The following is a 14,060-nucleotide window of genomic DNA, read 5'->3' on the forward strand; positions in this document are numbered from 1 at the left end:
TTTCTAGATCCGCTTGGCGGTCGCGATCGCCGCCTTGCAGCCGAGACGAATCAGTCCGCTCAGCAGGGGATACCCCAAAGCCCGCTCAGCCCCGGAGGCGAGCGCGGTGTCGCGGTGCTCGACCTCTTCCGCCTGAAAATCCGCGATCGCCTCGGATAGTTCCGGATCGCTCTCGCCGAGCGCGGCGAGCTGTTCCGAATAATGCTTGTCGATCTCGGTTTCGACTGCAGCGGTGCAGGCCATCGCCGCCTCCGGCCCGATCGCCGCCGTCACCGCGCCCAGCGCGAAACCGGCAACGTCCCAGAACGGCTGTAGCAGGGTCGGCCGCACGCCGCGCCGCGCCATCATCGCATCGAAAAAGGCGCGGTGGCGCTCCTCCTGCCCGGCCATGCCGGCGATCTTCCGCGCCGCCGGGGTCCGGTCGCCCATCACCGCAAGCTGGCCGGCATAGATGCGCGTGGCGCCATATTCGCCCGCCTGATCGACCCGGATCATCGAGTGGGTGACGCGTTTCGCGTCGCCGGGCCGCCAGCCGCTCATTTCGCGAAGGCCGATATCGTGCGTCGCCGCAGCAGCCACAGGATCGCCAGGCCGCCAACAAGCGAGATGATCGCGTTGAAACCGGCGAGCGAAATGCCGAACAGCGACCATTGCGGCACGTCGCAGCGCACGACCGGCGCGTCCATGATGCGCTTCAGCATGTCCTCGACCGATCCGCCGCTGCCATGCATCGTCGTCGAGCAGGCCGTGATGCCCTGCCACCAATGATATTCGACGCCGGCGTGGAACACGCCGATCCCGCCGCTGACCAGGATCGCGAGTGCCGCCAGCGCGACCAGCGCGCGCTTGAGGGCGGCGGCCGGCACGACAAAGGCCAGCGCGGCCAGCACGATCGCGGTATAATGCGGCCAGCGTTGCCAATGGCACATCTCGCACGGGAACAGCCCGCCGATGAACTGCGACCCGAGCGCACCGGCCATCAGCGCGGTGGGGAGCAGCAGCGCGATCCACCGCGCGGTGACGAAGCGATCCCGGGTCTGGCTCACTTGCGGGTGACCGCCGCCACCTGAGGCATCGGCGTCGTGCCGAGCCGGCCGATCGTCTTCAGCGCATAATCGAGCTGGAAGTCCTCGATGCCCTTGGCCTTGAGCTGCTCCGGCGTCGCCGCGAAGCGCGGGTCGGTCTTGGTATCCTCCTCAAGCACCGAATTGTCCGCTTTCACCTCGTTGATCAGGTGGCGGCGCAGATCGGCCTCGCGGAACACCGGCCGCGATTTGTAATCGGCATCGGAGATCTGCGGCACCTTGATGTCGGGCTCGATCCCGCCTTCCTGCACCGAGCGGCCCGACGGCGTGTAATAGCGCGAGGTGGTCAGGCGGAGTGCGGTCGAATTGCCGAGATCGAGCACGGTCTGCACCGATCCCTTGCCGAACGAGCGTTCGCCCATGACGAGCGCACGGTGATGGTCCTGCAGTGCGCCGGCGACGATCTCCGACGCCGAAGCGGTACCGGAATTGGTCAGCACGATCACCGGCAGGCCGCGGGCATAATCGCCATTGTGCGCATAGAAGCGCTGGATGTCGTTCTTCTCGCGGCCGCGTTCGGAGACGATCTCGCCATAATTGAGGAAATTGTCCGCGACGTTCACTGCCTCGTCGCGCAGGCCGCCGCCATTGTCGCGCAGGTCGACGATATAGCCGAGCGGCGCGCGGCCGAGCGACTTCTCGATACCGAGGATCGCGGCCTTGGTCGCCTCGCCGGTATTCTCCGAGAAGCTGTTGATGTTGATGATGCCGATGCCGTTCTTCACTTCCCACTTCACCGGCTTCTGCACGATCTTCTCGCGCACCATCGACACCTCGATCGGCTTGTCGCGGCCTGGGCGGATCAGGGTCAGCTGGATCTTGCTGCCGGGGGGGCCGCGCATCTCGGTGATCGCTTCATCGAGCGTCTCGCCATAGATCAGCTTGCCGTTGATATGGGTGATATAGTCGCCCGACTTGACGCCCGCGCGCCAGCCCGGCGTGTCCTCCTGCGGCGAGATCACCTTGACCGCGCCGTCCTCCATCGTGACGGTCAGGCCCAGGCCGCCATAGCTGCCGAGCGTCTGGATGCGCAGATTGTCGTAATCGAGCCCGGTCTCGTACGCGCTGTGCGGGTCGAGCGCGGCGAGCATGCCGGAAATGGCACCCTTGATCAGCGTCTTGTCGTCGACCTTGTCGACATAATCGACCTTCACCCGGTTGAAGACGTCCATGAACTGGTCGATCTCGCGATAGGTATTGCTGTCGACCGTGGCCATCGCGCTGGTGCCGATGGGGATGATCGCAAGGACTGCGGCGATCGCAGTGGCCTGAAGAAGTGCACGTGACATAAGCTTTTTACCCAGGAAACCGGTTTGCGGGCATCGTAGCGGCATTTATCGCACGATCAAAGCGCGGCGCGCCTGAACGCACGGTGAGCGTCACGGGCGTCACCCCAGCAGCGGCGTCATATCGACCGGCCGGTCGCGACGGCGCAGCTCGATGGTGATGCGAGGGTCGTCGCCCGAGCCTGCGCGACCGATCGGCGAGCCCTGCGCCACCGTCTCGCCGACCCGGGTGGAAACCCTGCCCAGCCCAGCGATCAGCGAGGTCCAGCCGCCACCATGATCGATGATCACGATCGTGCCATAGCCCCGGAACGGGCCGGCATAGGCGATCCGCCCCGCCGCCGGCGCGATCACCGTCGCCTCCGCCGCGCTGACGATGGTCAGGCCGCGCGAGCGCACCCCGGCATCCGAAAGCTCGCCCAGCCCGGTCACCACCCGTCCCACAACGGGAAGCTTGTAGGGCGGCGCGCTGGCCGACCAGGATATGGTTTCGACGGGCGAGGCGACCTCTCCGGGGCGCGGCGGGCGCGGCAGCGGGCCCGGCAGCGACTGAAGTTCCTCGCGAGTCGCGGCCTGATTGCCGAGCTGGTCCATCAGGTCGACGATGTCGCGGGCGCGTTCGCCGAGCGCGATCGCCCGATCCGATTCGAACAGCGCGTCGCGCCCCAGCGCGCGCGAGCGCAGGCGGTGTTCCGCCTCCAGCCGGGTCAGCGCGAGCCGCTGCTCCTCCAGCCTTGTCCGGCTTTCGGCCAGGCGCTGCGTCGCGAGCGAGGCACCTGCCTGGAGCTGGCGCGTGCGGGCGAGATCGGCGCGGACATCGGCGGTGCGGGCGCGGACCACCGGCAAGGTGCTCGCCAGCACCGCGCGGACATGGACGATATCGGCGACCGAGCCGGGCTGGACGATGCTGATCAGGGCCGGGCGCCGGGCAAGCGACTGGAGCGCTGCCATCAGCCGCGTGACCGGCCCCTGCCGCGTCGCGAGGCGCGCGCGTTGGGCCATGAGCAGGCGGTTGATGATCGCGATCCGCGCCTGGCCAGCGGCGATATCCGCCTCGGCCTGCTGGATGCGCGCGGCGACCGCGGCTTCCTGCGCGCGCGCCTGACGCGCCTCGTTCTGCTCGCGCGCTGCTTCCTGTTCGAGCCGCGCCGATCGCGCGGCGGCGGCGGCGGATTGCTGCTTGGCCTCGATCAGGCGCTGCTGCTGCTCCGCGGCCGGCGTCTGGGCGGAGAGGGACGCGACGCCGATGCCGGCCAGGGTGGCCGCAACGGCGATCGATGCTGTCCAGGCCCGGCGCATGGCCTATCCTTCGCGGTGATAGGGGTGGTTGGCAAGGATGCTCGTCGCGCGCCACAATTGCTCGGCGAGCATCGCGCGGGCGAGCAGATGCGGCCAGGTCGCGCGGCCGAACGACAGGAGCAGATCGGCATCGGCGCGCTGCGCATCGTCGAAGCCGTCAGCCGCACCGATCAGGAAGCGCGCCTCACGCACGCCGCCATCGCGCCATTTCTCCAGCCGGCTGGCGAAGTCGCGCGAAGGGAGCACCTCTCCGGTCTCGTCGAGCATGACGATGCGGGTGCCGGGCTCGACCGCAGGCATCTTGCCGCCGGTATCGGGCAATTCGGTCAGCTTCACCGGCCAGGCGAGCCGCTTCACATAGCGATCGACCAGCTCGGCCTCGGGCCCGCGCCCGATCCGGCCGCGTGCGACGATATGGAGCAGCAACGCGGGTTACGCGTCGGGCGTCGGCGTCACCCCAGGCGAATCCGGGGTCGGCAGCGGCGCATCGCCGAACGCCCACATCCGCTCGAGATTGTAGAAGCTGCGCACTTCCGGGCGGAACAGATGAACGATCACGTCGCCCGCATCGATCAGCACCCAATCGGCGGTCGGCAGGCCCTCGATCCGTGTGGACCGGCCCAGCTCGCCCTTGATCTTTTCGGCAAGCTTCGACGCCATCGAGGCGACCTGACGCGTCGAGCGGCCGCTCGCGATCACCATGTGATCGGCAATGCTGCTCTTGCCTGCCAGCGGGATCGAGATGGTATCGACGGCCTGATCGTCGTCGAGCGACGCCAGGACGAGCTTGTGCAGCGCCTCCACCTCATCGGGTTCGGACGCACGATACGCAGGAGAAGATGAGGCCAAGACGATTCCTATGTTGAGGGTGTGAGGAGCACTGACGGCGCAAAACGGCGCTGCCAGGCGGGATCGGCCAAACGAAGCCGGGTCGCAGAAGTCGGGTCGGGGCGGAATCGCAACAGCACGAGTGCCGGCATTCTCCACTTCGTCCAGCTCTTTGCCTGGTCCACGGGCCGCGTGAAGCGCCGCAACCAACCCATCGCGGGGGCCGCGAGGGCATCGCCATCATAGCCCGGACGGGCGACGACCGCAATCGGAACCTCGCGCGCTATGCCGCGCCAGTTTTTCCACTGGTCGAATTGAGCGAGATTGTCCGATCCCATCAGCCAGATGAAGCGTTTGTTGGGGTAGCGTCGCCTGATCGCGCGGACCGTGTCGATGGTGAAGCGCGTGTGCAGTTGCAGCTCGATCGCGCTCGGCCGGATCGGCGCATGCCGCGCCATCCGCCGCGCCGAGGCGAAGCGGATCTCGAAGGGCGCCATGTCGCCCGCTTTCTCCTTGAGCGGGTTGCCGGGCGAGACCAGCCACCACACTTCGTCGAGCCCCAGCGCGCGGATCGCGGCAAGGCTGATCGCGCGGTGGCCGCTATGCGCCGGGTTGAACGAACCGCCGAGGATGCCGATGCGGGTCATTCGGCCTTGCGCCAATTCTGCTTTGCATGATGGACACGCAGCACCTGGATGCCCTGTCTGACCGGCCGGTAGATCAGGACATAATCGGTCCCTCTGACGCGCCACTTGCGCACTTTATCGTCCAGGACCGGGCCCGCTTCAGGCCGCTCGGCAAGGAACCGCGCAGCCGCAATGGCGGCGCGGCCCACGCGCAGGGCATGGTCGGGATTCAGATCGTGATAATAGTCATCGATCGCCGCCAGATCCCCCCTGGCGTCGACCGTCCATTGCGATCGCCTCATTCAGCAGCGGCCGGCAACTGCCTGCGCTGCTCGAACCAGGTTTCCATCTCCTCCTGGTCGATCAACGCGCCGCGATCCGCCGAGTCGACGCCGGCCTGCACAAAAGCGCGAAACTCCGTCTCTTCTTCGACATAACGTTTCACCGCCTTGGCGACGAGCCAGGCGCGCGTACGCTCCTGGCTTTCGGCGAGTGCGTCCAGGGACTTCAGCGTCTCTTCGTCGAGGCGCGTGGTGATGACGGCGGTTTTGCTCATGTATCTAATGTATACATCGAATACATTAGATACAAGTATCACCCGCGCGGCGGCTGCTTCAGGACATTGTCGCGATAGGTGCCCTGCAGATCGAGCATCCAGCCGGGATATTCCGCCGGCAGCTTCGACACCGCGTCGAGCGTCGCCAGCTCGTCTGCGCTCAGCACCACCTTCGTTGCGGCGAGATTGTCGTCGAGCTGGTCCTGTCGCTTCGCCCCGACGATCACGCTGGTGACGTGCGGCTGGTGGAGCAGCCAGGCGATCGCGATCTGGGCGACCGACGCGCCGTGCGCCTTGGCGATCGGCTCCAGCGCATCGAGCACCTTGTCGCCACGTACCTCATCGACCGGCGGGAAAGCACGCGTGGCGCGGCGGCCGTCGCTGTCGCCGTCGCCGTCGCGATATTTGCCCGACAGATAGCCGGCAGCGAGCGGGCTCCACACCATCAGGCCGAGGCCTTCGGCATTCATCATCGGCACCAGCTCGCGCTCCAGATCGCGGCCGACGATGGTGTAATAGGATTGCACGCTCTGGAACCTGGCTGCGTTCAGCCGCTCGGAGATGCCCAGCGCCTTGGCGACCTGCCACGCCGCCCAGTTCGACACGCCGACATAGCGGACATGGCCCTGGCGTACGAGATCGTCGAGCGCGCGCACCGTCTCCTCGATCGGCGTCGCGGCGTCGAAGCCGTGGATCTGATAGAGATCGATATGGTCGGTGCCGAGCCGGGTCAGGCTGGCCTTGACCTGATCCATGATATGCCCGCGCGACGTACCGCGGCTGTTGAGCCCGTCGCCCATCGGGCCCATCACCTTGGTGGCGAGGATCACGTCCTCACGGCGAAGCCCGAGATTCTTGATCGCCTGGCCAGTGATCTGCTCCGACAGGCCCTGCGAATAGACGTTCGCGGTGTCGATGAAGTTCACGCCGGCATCGACCGAGGCCTTGAGCAGCGCGTCGGCCTCGTCCTGCTTCACCTGGCCCATATAGGCGAAGAAACCCTCGCCGCCGAAGGTCATGGTCCCCAGGCACAGTTCGGACACGAACAGGCCGGTGCGGCCGAGCGGATTGTAACGCATATTGGGGTCCCTTCGTCGATGCCACTCCCGTCGGCGACGCGGATATGCGTATCGGGCGGACGGGCGACAATGGGTTTGTTGGAATAACCCTGGGGTCTTCGGCGAAGAAAGAGGGACGCGTCCCCTACGGCCGCGTCTGCCCCGTCCCGCGGACGATCCACTTGTACGTCGTCAGCCCCTCCAGCGCGACCGGGCCGCGGGCGTGCAGCCTGCCCGTGGCGATGCCGATCTCGGCGCCCAGACCGAACTCACCGCCATCGGCGAACTGAGTCGACGCGTTCCACAGCACGATCGCGCTGTCGACGCCGGCAAGGAAGCGTTCCGCCACGCCCTCATTCTCCGCCACCACTGCGTCGGTATGGTGCGATCCATGCGCTGCGATATGCGCCATCGCGCCGTCGACCCCGTCGACGATCGCGACCGAAGCGATCGCCTCGAGATATTCGGTATCCCAATCGGCCGCGTCGGCGGGTTTGGCGGTGGGGACCAGCGCGCGGATCGACGCGTCGCCGCGTACTTCGCAGCCGGTGTCGCCCAGCACCTTCACCAGCGCGGCGGTGTGCGGATAGGCGCGGTCGATCAGCAGGGTCTCCATCGCGCCGCACACACCGGTACGGCGCATCTTGGCATTGACCGTGATCGCCGCCGCCATCGCCGGATCGGCCGAGGCGTCGACATAGACGTGATTGATCCCGTCGAGATGCGCGAGCACCGGCACGCGCGCCTCGGCCTGGACGCGGGCGACCAGGCTCTTGCCGCCGCGCGGCACGACCAGGTCGATCATGCCCTCCGCGCCGAGCATCGCGCCGACTGCCGCGCGATCGGTGATCGGCACGAGCTGCGCCGCATCGCCCGGTACACCCTCGCGTTCGAGCCCGGCGACCAGCGCCGCGTGGATCGCGCGGTTGCTGCCGATCGCCTCGGACCCACCGCGCAGGATCACCGCGTTGCCCGACTTGATGCACAAGGCCGCCGCATCCGCCGTCACATTGGGGCGACTTTCATAGATGATGCCGATCACCCCGATCGGCACGCGCACCCGGCGCAGGATCATGCCGTTGGGCCGGCGGCTCTCGTCGATGATCTGGCCGACCGGATCGCGCAGCCCGGCGACGGCGGCGACGCCCGCCGCCGTCGATTCGATCCGCCCGGCATCGAGCCGCAGCCTGTCGAGCATCGCGCTCGACAGGCCGGCAGCCCTGGCGCGGGCCATGTCTTCGTCATTGGCCGCGGCGATCGCCGGGGCGGCCTCGCGAATCGCCTCGGCGGCGGAATCGAGCGCGCGCGCCTTGACCGCGCTGGACAGCCCACTCAGCACGCGGGCAGCATCGCGGGCGCGGCGGCCCAGATCGGCGATCAGCGCCGTGGAATCGGTTTCGGCATCGGCCATGACCGAGTCGCTACCACGACCGGCAAGAGACGCGAAAGCGCTATCGCCTTTTGCCGCATCAAGATGATATTCGCACGCACATGAGTGGGGGAATCGAAGCAGCCGGCGACATCGCCACAGGAGCCCTGATCGGGCGCGCGGTCGAGCCGCATGCCGGGGAGGGCCATGCCCATGCCGGCCATGCGCACGGCGCCGAACATGGCATGTGCCTCAATTGCGGCACTGCGCTGATCGGTGACTATTGCCACGCCTGCGGCCAGGCCGAGCATGTCCACCGCTCGCTCTCGTCGATCGGACATGATCTGCTCCACGGCGTGTTTCATTTCGAGGGCAAGATCTGGCGCACCCTGCCGATGCTGGTGGCTCACCCGGGCGCGCTGACGCGGCGCTACATTGCGGGCGAGCGCGCGCGCTTCGTCTCGCCGCTGGCACTGTTCCTGTTTTCCGTCTTCCTGCTGTTCGCGACGATCCACACCTTTGACGGCGAGCTCGAATCGGTCGAGACCAGCAACCAAACCCGCCCGGAACGCATCGCGGAAATCGACAAGCAGCTCGTCGAGGCCAACGCAAATCTGAAGGAAGCGCGAGCGAACCACGCCAAGCGCGACCAGAATATCCCGGATGGCGAGCTGATCGCCGCCGAAGCGGTGGCAAGGTCGCTGAACGCAGCGCGCACCTCGCTGGCATCGGGCAAGGGCGTGAACGTCCGTTCTCAACTGACCGATGTGAAGACCGGCTGGCACGCGCTCGACAAGGGCATTGCCAAGGCAAACGCCAATCCCGGCCTCGCGCTCTACAAGCTGCAGTCGAGCGCGTATAAATTCTCCTGGGCGCTGATTCCGATCTCGGTGCCGTTCGTGGCGCTGATGTTCCTGTGGCGACGCCGCTTCCAGCTCTACGACCATGCGATCTTCGTGACCTATTCGCTCGCCTTCATGATGCTGTTCGTGGTGGCGTTGACGCTGGGGGGCATGATCGGCCTCTCGGCCGGACTGATCACGCTCGCGGTGTTCGTCGTGCCCCCGGTGCACATGTTCGCACAGCTGCGCGGCGCCTATTCGCTGCGCAAGAGATCGGCCCTGTGGCGGACGATCGCGCTGACCTGGTTCGCCTTCATCGCGCTCACTGCCTTCACCGTGCTGCTGCTGGTGATGGGCCTGATGGAGTGATCAAGGGCTTTGCGTCGGCAAAGTCGGCGCCGGCCCGCTCCCCCACCCCGCCTCCCACAGCGTATCCTGAATGGGAGGCGGGGTGGGGGAGCGGGCCGGCGCCGACTCAGCGAAGCTGCAAACAATCAGCCACAGGGATAGCGTTTGTCCATGAAGCTGTAGAACGCAGTCTTCACGCTCACCCCGCGCTTGCCCGCCGGGATCGTCTGGAACGAGCCGATCAAGGTGTTCGAATCGATCTTGGCCTGGCCCTTGGGGGGCGGGCAGCTTCTCGGTTTCCTGCCCGCAGCCTGGTCCGCATCGATATCGGCACGATAGGCGTCGGCGGCAGTCTTGATCTCGCCGCGCAACAGGCCGAGGTCGGGGGAGAGCGCCGCCGCCATGCCCTTGGCCTTGAGCGCCGCCGCCTTGGCGAGGAACTCATCCACCGTCATCGCCTGAGCCGCCACGGGCAACACCAGCAGCGCCAGCGCGCCAGCCACCATCAATCGACGCATCCCCATCCCCTCCATCCGCATGCCGCGCATTGATGAGCGTTCGCGCCGTGAACCGAAAATGAACTGAAACAGGACGTACAGGCAATCCGGTGCTTCACCGCCGCGAGCCGTGCGGTTATGCGGTTGAAATACGGGCGGGGACTACAGGCAAGATGATCATCGGAATCGATCTCGGCACGACCAACAGTGCCGCGGCGGTGTGGAAAGACGGCGCGGCGACGCTGATTCCCAATCGCCTCGGCCAGACGCTGACGCCCTCTGCGGTCAGCATCGACGACACGGGCAATGTGATGGTCGGCCTCGCCGCGCGCGACCGCCAGGCGAGCCACCCCAAAGCCACCGCGACGGCCTTCAAACGCTATATGGGCACGAAGCGCACCACCCTGCTCGGCGGGCGCGACTATAGCGCCGAGGAACTCTCCGCGCTGGTGCTGCGCAGCCTGAAGGAGGATGCCGAGGCGTATCTGGGCGAACCGGTCACCGAGGCGGTGATCACCGTGCCCGCCTATTTCAACGACCAGCAGCGCAAGGCGACTCACCGTGCGGGCGAAATCGCGGGCCTGCGCGTCGAACGGCTGATCAACGAGCCGACCGCTGCCGCGCTCGCCTATGGCATCCACAATCTCGACCGCGAAGCGCGCTTCTTCGTGTTCGACCTGGGCGGCGGCACCTTCGACGTGTCGATCGTCGAGATCTTCGAAGGCATCATCGAGGTCCGCGCCTCGACCGGCGACAACCAGCTCGGCGGCGAGGATTTCAACGAGATACTGATCGGCCTGATGCGGGCGAAGTTCGCGGAAAGCTGGCAGCGCTTCGAGCGCGACGATGCACTCTACCAGAAATTGCGCGAGACGGCCGAGCGCGCACGCCGCGACATGTCGTCGACATCCTCGGCGACGATGCGGCTGGCGTGGCAGGACATTCCCTATGAGCTGGAGATCGAGACCGCCGAGTTCGAGACTCAGGCCGCGACACTGATCGATCGGCTGCGCGAGCCGGTGCTCCGCGCGCTGCGCGACAGCAACCTGCGGCCCGAGGCGCTGTCCGACATCATCCTGATCGGCGGCGCGACGCGCATGCCGGTGGTGCGCCGCGCGGTCGCGCGCATGTTCGGCCGCTTCCCCAACGCGACGGTCAATCCCGACGAGGCGGTCGCGCTGGGCGCCGCGGTCCAGGCCGGGCTGAAGGCGCGCGATTCGGCGCTGAAGGAGGTCGTCGTCACTGACGTCTGCCCCTATTCGCTCGGCGTCGAGGTCAGCCGCCAGCTTCCGGGGGGCGGCTATGAGCACGGCCTGTTCGCGCCGATCCTGGAGCGCAACACCGTCATTCCAGCCAGCCGCATCCACAGCTTCTCGACCCTGCAGGCCAACCAGACCGATGTCGTGTTCGGCATCTACCAGGGCGAAGGCCGGCTGGTCCGCGACAACGTCAAGATCGGCGAGACCAAGGTGAAGGTACCGCGCGGTCCCGCCGGGGAGCGGATCGACGTACGTTTCTCCTACGACGTCAGCGGCCTGCTCGAGGTCGACATCCTGGTCGAGAAATCGGGGCTGCGCACGCAATTGCTGATCAATGATGATCCGAGCGGTGACGAGAAGGCGATCGCCGAGCGCCGCGCCGCGCTCGCCGCACTCAAGACTCATCCGCGCGAGGACGAACTCAACCGGGCGGCGCTGGCGCGCGGTGAAAAATGCTTCGAGAATTTCCTCGGCGAGGAACGCGCGGCGATCGACTATCTGATCACGCAGTTCCAGCTCGTGCTCGACGGACAGGATCCCCGCGCCGCGGAGCATGCCCGGCAGGAGTTCCATGAGGCGCTCGATCGGATCGAAGGCGAGCGCTTCCTGTGAAAAGCGCGTGGCCATGAGCACTATCTGGGACGTCCTGGAGATTCCCCGGGGCAGCGACCGCGACGCCATCCGCCGCGCTTATGCGAAGAAGCTGCGCGTCACGCATCCGGAGGACGATCCCGAAGGCTTCAAGCAGTTGCGCGAAGCCTATGAGGCAGCGCTCGAGCAGCATGACTATGCCGTGCGCTGGGCCGATTATGACGAGGATTCGGACGAAGAGGTCGACAGCGACCCCGTCGAGCCAGCGCCCCTCGACTGGAGCGCCCCGGCCCGGCCGGCAGAACCCCTTGATCCGATCCCTGTCGCCGCGACACCCGAGCTCGACACGATGCTCGCCGAGCGTGAGGCAGAACTGGCTGCCCTGCGCGCCGCGATGGCCGATCTCGAGGCCGGTCTGCGCGGCCCCTGGCGCCCTGGCGACGCAGTGCTCGAGGAGCGGCTGAAAGCGATCCTCGCATCGCCCGCCATGGGCGAAATCCGCATCCGCGACGATGTCGAGCCCTGGCTCGCCGACCTGCTCGCCTCGACCATCCCGCTCAGCGACGCGGTGCTGATGCAATCGATCCAGGCATTCGGCTGGGGCAGCGACGACCATCATCTGCGCGGCACGAGCTGGTCGATCTCGACAGTGCTCGGCCGGCTCGACGAATGGCGGATCATCGAGGGACTCAACCATCACAGCCATGCCTATCACGCCGCCTGGCGATCGCTGACCCGGCCGCCCGGCGCCTGGTGGTCGTGGCGGCTCGACGCGTTCCGCCCCGGCATGATCGACGGCGTGGAGACGCTGCTGGGCGAGCATGGCGAAGTTTCGCCGGGTCTCCATTATTCGTTCAAGGGCGAGTCGGTCGATCGCTGGCGGACCTTCCTCGCCAAACCGCGCCTGACCCTGGGCATCCTCGCGATGATGCCGATCGCGTTCCTTGCGACCTTGTGGCTCAGCTATGTCGTGGCTGGAACCGGCGCGGTGAGCCAGGCCTGGCTGATCGGCGGCGTCGCGGCGATCGGCTTCGCGACCCCGGCCTCCATCCTGTTCATCCTGGCGCCGTGGCGCAAACGCTGGCGGGCGGCGGACGAGCACCCGCGCTGGCAACGCGAGGGCTGGCTCGCTGCCTATGCCGTGCTTGGTTTCGTCGCGGCGGCACTGCCGCGTCCCTGGTGGCCGGCGCTGACCCTGCTTCCCGCGATGATCGTCGCGGGCTGGACCTATGTCGCGGCCCAGCGCACCGAACCGGGCCCCTTGCGGATCGGCGGCGGTGCGGCGACCTTTGCCGTGGCGGCTTTCTTCAGCCTGGTGATGTTCGACCAGCTCGCACCGGCCGAGGCTTTCGCGATCGGCACGATGGCGGCGTTGCTGGTCTATCTCCGGATCGCGGCCTGGCCTGCGGTGCGGATCCTGCTCGAGGACATGCTCTGGCGGCATCGCGAATGGATCATCCTCGGCAGTGTCGCTGCCGGCGTCGGCGCGGCGGCCGGTATCTGGTGGCTGCGCAGCCTGTGGCAGCCGGTCGTGCCGTTCTATCCGGTGGCGCTGGCCGCGATCGCCCTGGTGCCACTGGTCGGCGCGCCGGATCGCGGTTTCGGCGGGCCACCGCGCTGGATCGCGCGCGTCCTGCTGATCCTCGCCTTTTTCTGGGCGTTTGCCGTTTCGGTGCCGCCGTCCAAACACGCCAACCGCTCGAACGGCGTGCCCCTCGTCGTGAATGGCGGGTTGGGAACCGCTGATTCGGACATGATGGGGATGGAGGCCAACGTCACCGGCTTCTCCCAGGTCCGGCGGGGCAATCCCGAACTCTACGCCGCCATCCGCGCCGTGATGATCCGATATCGCAACAACGCGATCACACGGGGTCAGGCCAATGTGCAGATCGCGGCGCTCGTTACGGCGGAGCTCCACAAGAGGCTGCCCGAGGCGCAGACCGGTCCGCTTGTCGAATGGCTGCGCATCCGGATGGATCGGCTTGAGGCGCTGCGAAAGACCAACCCAGCCCTGTGCGCGTCCGACAGGACCGCGATGGACGATGCCGCAGTGCCCGAGCGGATCCGTCGACGCGCCAGCGCGCAGACCTATGACATCATCTCCAGCCCGTCCGCGACAGCGGAGGAATTGGCCGAGGGTCGGGTGATCGGCGGCGGCGTGCTCGTCCGCAGGGCCTCGACCGCGCTGCGCATCGACCAGCAGGCGTTGATCGACCGGCTGGACGGAAAGCGTGGCGACGCCCGCACCTGCGACGCGAAGATCGCGCTGACCCAGGCGCTGCTCGACAGCGAACGGACGGATGATATCGCGGCAACCTTGCGCGCGGAATTCCGCCGTGCGCGGGACGCGAAGCCGGTGCGGCCCCAAGAAAAAACCGGCGGCCGCAAGGTGCAGCCGCCGGCTTGATACTGGTTG

15 protein-coding genes are annotated in these 14,060 nt (G+C 67.1%); 3 read left to right on the forward strand and 12 right to left on the reverse strand.

Translation table 11 applies throughout. From position 1 onward, the window contains the following. Nucleotides 1–3: 3 nt before the first annotated feature. The 11 genes from WC729_RS19475 to WC729_RS19525 all read right to left on the reverse strand — a co-directional run bounded on the left by WC729_RS19475 (nt 4) and on the right by WC729_RS19525 (nt 8,149). Entirely contained in the window at nt 4–540 is a 537-nt protein-coding gene (locus WC729_RS19475; protein ID WP_372855867.1) for a demethoxyubiquinone hydroxylase family protein, read from the reverse strand. After that, the gene (locus WC729_RS19480) at nt 537–1,046 is read right to left on the reverse strand and encodes a disulfide bond formation protein B (protein WP_372855869.1); all 510 of its coding nucleotides are present in this window, start codon (nt 1,044–1,046) and stop codon (nt 537–539) included. The genes WC729_RS19475 and WC729_RS19480 overlap by 4 nt, the downstream gene beginning before the upstream one ends. Further along, nucleotides 1,043–2,374 (reverse strand): S41 family peptidase, encoded by a 1,332-nt coding sequence (locus tag WC729_RS19485; RefSeq protein ID WP_372855871.1) that lies wholly within the window; start codon nt 2,372–2,374, stop codon nt 1,043–1,045. Before WC729_RS19485 ends, WC729_RS19480 begins: the two co-directional genes overlap by 4 nt. Nucleotides 2,375–2,473: 99 nt before the next feature. Then, nucleotides 2,474–3,670, reverse strand: coding sequence for a murein hydrolase activator EnvC (locus tag WC729_RS19490; RefSeq protein WP_372855873.1), 1,197 nt, complete (start codon nt 3,668–3,670; stop codon nt 2,474–2,476). Nucleotides 3,671–3,673: 3 nt separating this feature from the next. Further along, entirely contained in the window at nt 3,674–4,096 is a 423-nt protein-coding gene (locus tag WC729_RS19495; RefSeq protein WP_372855875.1) for a 23S rRNA (pseudouridine(1915)-N(3))-methyltransferase RlmH, read from the reverse strand. Between the two features lie 6 nt (nt 4,097–4,102). Then, nucleotides 4,103–4,519, reverse strand: coding sequence for a ribosome silencing factor (gene rsfS, locus WC729_RS19500; RefSeq protein WP_372855877.1), 417 nt, complete (start codon nt 4,517–4,519; stop codon nt 4,103–4,105). 8 nt (nt 4,520–4,527) lie between these two features. Next, nucleotides 4,528–5,145, reverse strand: coding sequence for a nicotinate-nucleotide adenylyltransferase (locus WC729_RS19505; RefSeq protein WP_372855878.1), 618 nt, complete (start codon nt 5,143–5,145; stop codon nt 4,528–4,530). Beyond that, nucleotides 5,142–5,426, reverse strand: a complete 285-nt coding sequence (locus tag WC729_RS19510) for a type II toxin-antitoxin system RelE/ParE family toxin (protein ID WP_372855880.1) — start codon at nt 5,424–5,426, stop codon at nt 5,142–5,144. Before WC729_RS19510 ends, WC729_RS19505 begins: the two co-directional genes overlap by 4 nt. Then, on the reverse strand, nt 5,423–5,680 hold the full coding sequence (locus tag WC729_RS19515; RefSeq protein WP_372855882.1) for a CopG family ribbon-helix-helix protein: 258 nt from the start codon (nt 5,678–5,680) through the stop codon (nt 5,423–5,425). The genes WC729_RS19510 and WC729_RS19515 overlap by 4 nt, the downstream gene beginning before the upstream one ends. Nucleotides 5,681–5,718: 38 nt before the next feature. Beyond that, a complete protein-coding gene (locus WC729_RS19520; protein ID WP_372855884.1) occupies nt 5,719–6,759 on the reverse strand; it encodes an aldo/keto reductase in 1,041 nt (346 codons plus the stop codon). A 124-nt stretch (nt 6,760–6,883) separates the two neighbouring features. Next, on the reverse strand, nt 6,884–8,149 hold the full coding sequence (locus WC729_RS19525) for a glutamate-5-semialdehyde dehydrogenase (protein WP_372855886.1): 1,266 nt from the start codon (nt 8,147–8,149) through the stop codon (nt 6,884–6,886). Nucleotides 8,150–8,229: 80 nt separating this feature from the next. Here WC729_RS19525 and WC729_RS19530 point away from each other — a divergent pair, with 80 nt between their 5' ends. Next, nucleotides 8,230–9,318, forward strand: a complete 1,089-nt coding sequence (locus WC729_RS19530; protein WP_372855888.1) for a DUF3667 domain-containing protein — start codon at nt 8,230–8,232, stop codon at nt 9,316–9,318. A 125-nt stretch (nt 9,319–9,443) separates the two neighbouring features. Here the strand turns inward: WC729_RS19530 and WC729_RS19535 are convergent, their stop codons facing one another. After that, a complete protein-coding gene (locus tag WC729_RS19535) occupies nt 9,444–9,815 on the reverse strand; it encodes a hypothetical protein (RefSeq protein WP_372855890.1) in 372 nt (123 codons plus the stop codon). A 152-nt stretch (nt 9,816–9,967) separates the two neighbouring features. Between WC729_RS19535 and WC729_RS19540 the strand changes: the two genes are divergently transcribed. Continuing rightward, nucleotides 9,968–11,665, forward strand: coding sequence for an Hsp70 family protein (locus WC729_RS19540; RefSeq protein ID WP_372855891.1), 1,698 nt, complete (start codon nt 9,968–9,970; stop codon nt 11,663–11,665). 13 nt (nt 11,666–11,678) lie between these two features. Then, entirely contained in the window at nt 11,679–14,051 is a 2,373-nt protein-coding gene (locus WC729_RS19545; protein ID WP_372855893.1) for a J domain-containing protein, read from the forward strand. Nucleotides 14,052–14,060: the final 9 nt, after the last annotated feature.

The organism is Sphingomonas sp. (genome assembly GCF_041661825.1).
Classification (GTDB): domain Bacteria; phylum Pseudomonadota; class Alphaproteobacteria; order Sphingomonadales; family Sphingomonadaceae; genus Sphingomonas.

Coding starts and splice junctions, on each gene's coding strand:
- WC729_RS19475 (WP_372855867.1), bottom strand. CDS start 540: ATGAGCGGCTGGCGGCCCGGCGACGCGAAACGCGTCACCCACTCGATG.
- WC729_RS19485 (WP_372855871.1), bottom strand. CDS start 2,374: ATGTCACGTGCACTTCTTCAGGCCACTGCGATCGCCGCAGTCCTTGCG.
- WC729_RS19490 (WP_372855873.1), bottom strand. CDS start 3,670: ATGCGCCGGGCCTGGACAGCATCGATCGCCGTTGCGGCCACCCTGGCC.
- WC729_RS19505 (WP_372855878.1), bottom strand. CDS start 5,145: ATGACCCGCATCGGCATCCTCGGCGGTTCGTTCAACCCGGCGCATAGC.
- WC729_RS19510 (WP_372855880.1), bottom strand. CDS start 5,426: ATGAGGCGATCGCAATGGACGGTCGACGCCAGGGGGGATCTGGCGGCG.
- WC729_RS19515 (WP_372855882.1), bottom strand. CDS start 5,680: ATGAGCAAAACCGCCGTCATCACCACGCGCCTCGACGAAGAGACGCTG.
- WC729_RS19520 (WP_372855884.1), bottom strand. CDS start 6,759: ATGCGTTACAATCCGCTCGGCCGCACCGGCCTGTTCGTGTCCGAACTG.
- WC729_RS19525 (WP_372855886.1), bottom strand. CDS start 8,149: ATGGCCGATGCCGAAACCGATTCCACGGCGCTGATCGCCGATCTGGGC.
- WC729_RS19530 (WP_372855888.1), top strand. CDS start 8,230: ATGAGTGGGGGAATCGAAGCAGCCGGCGACATCGCCACAGGAGCCCTG.
- WC729_RS19535 (WP_372855890.1), bottom strand. CDS start 9,815: ATGCGTCGATTGATGGTGGCTGGCGCGCTGGCGCTGCTGGTGTTGCCC.
- WC729_RS19540 (WP_372855891.1), top strand. CDS start 9,968: ATGATCATCGGAATCGATCTCGGCACGACCAACAGTGCCGCGGCGGTG.
- WC729_RS19545 (WP_372855893.1), top strand. CDS start 11,679: ATGAGCACTATCTGGGACGTCCTGGAGATTCCCCGGGGCAGCGACCGC.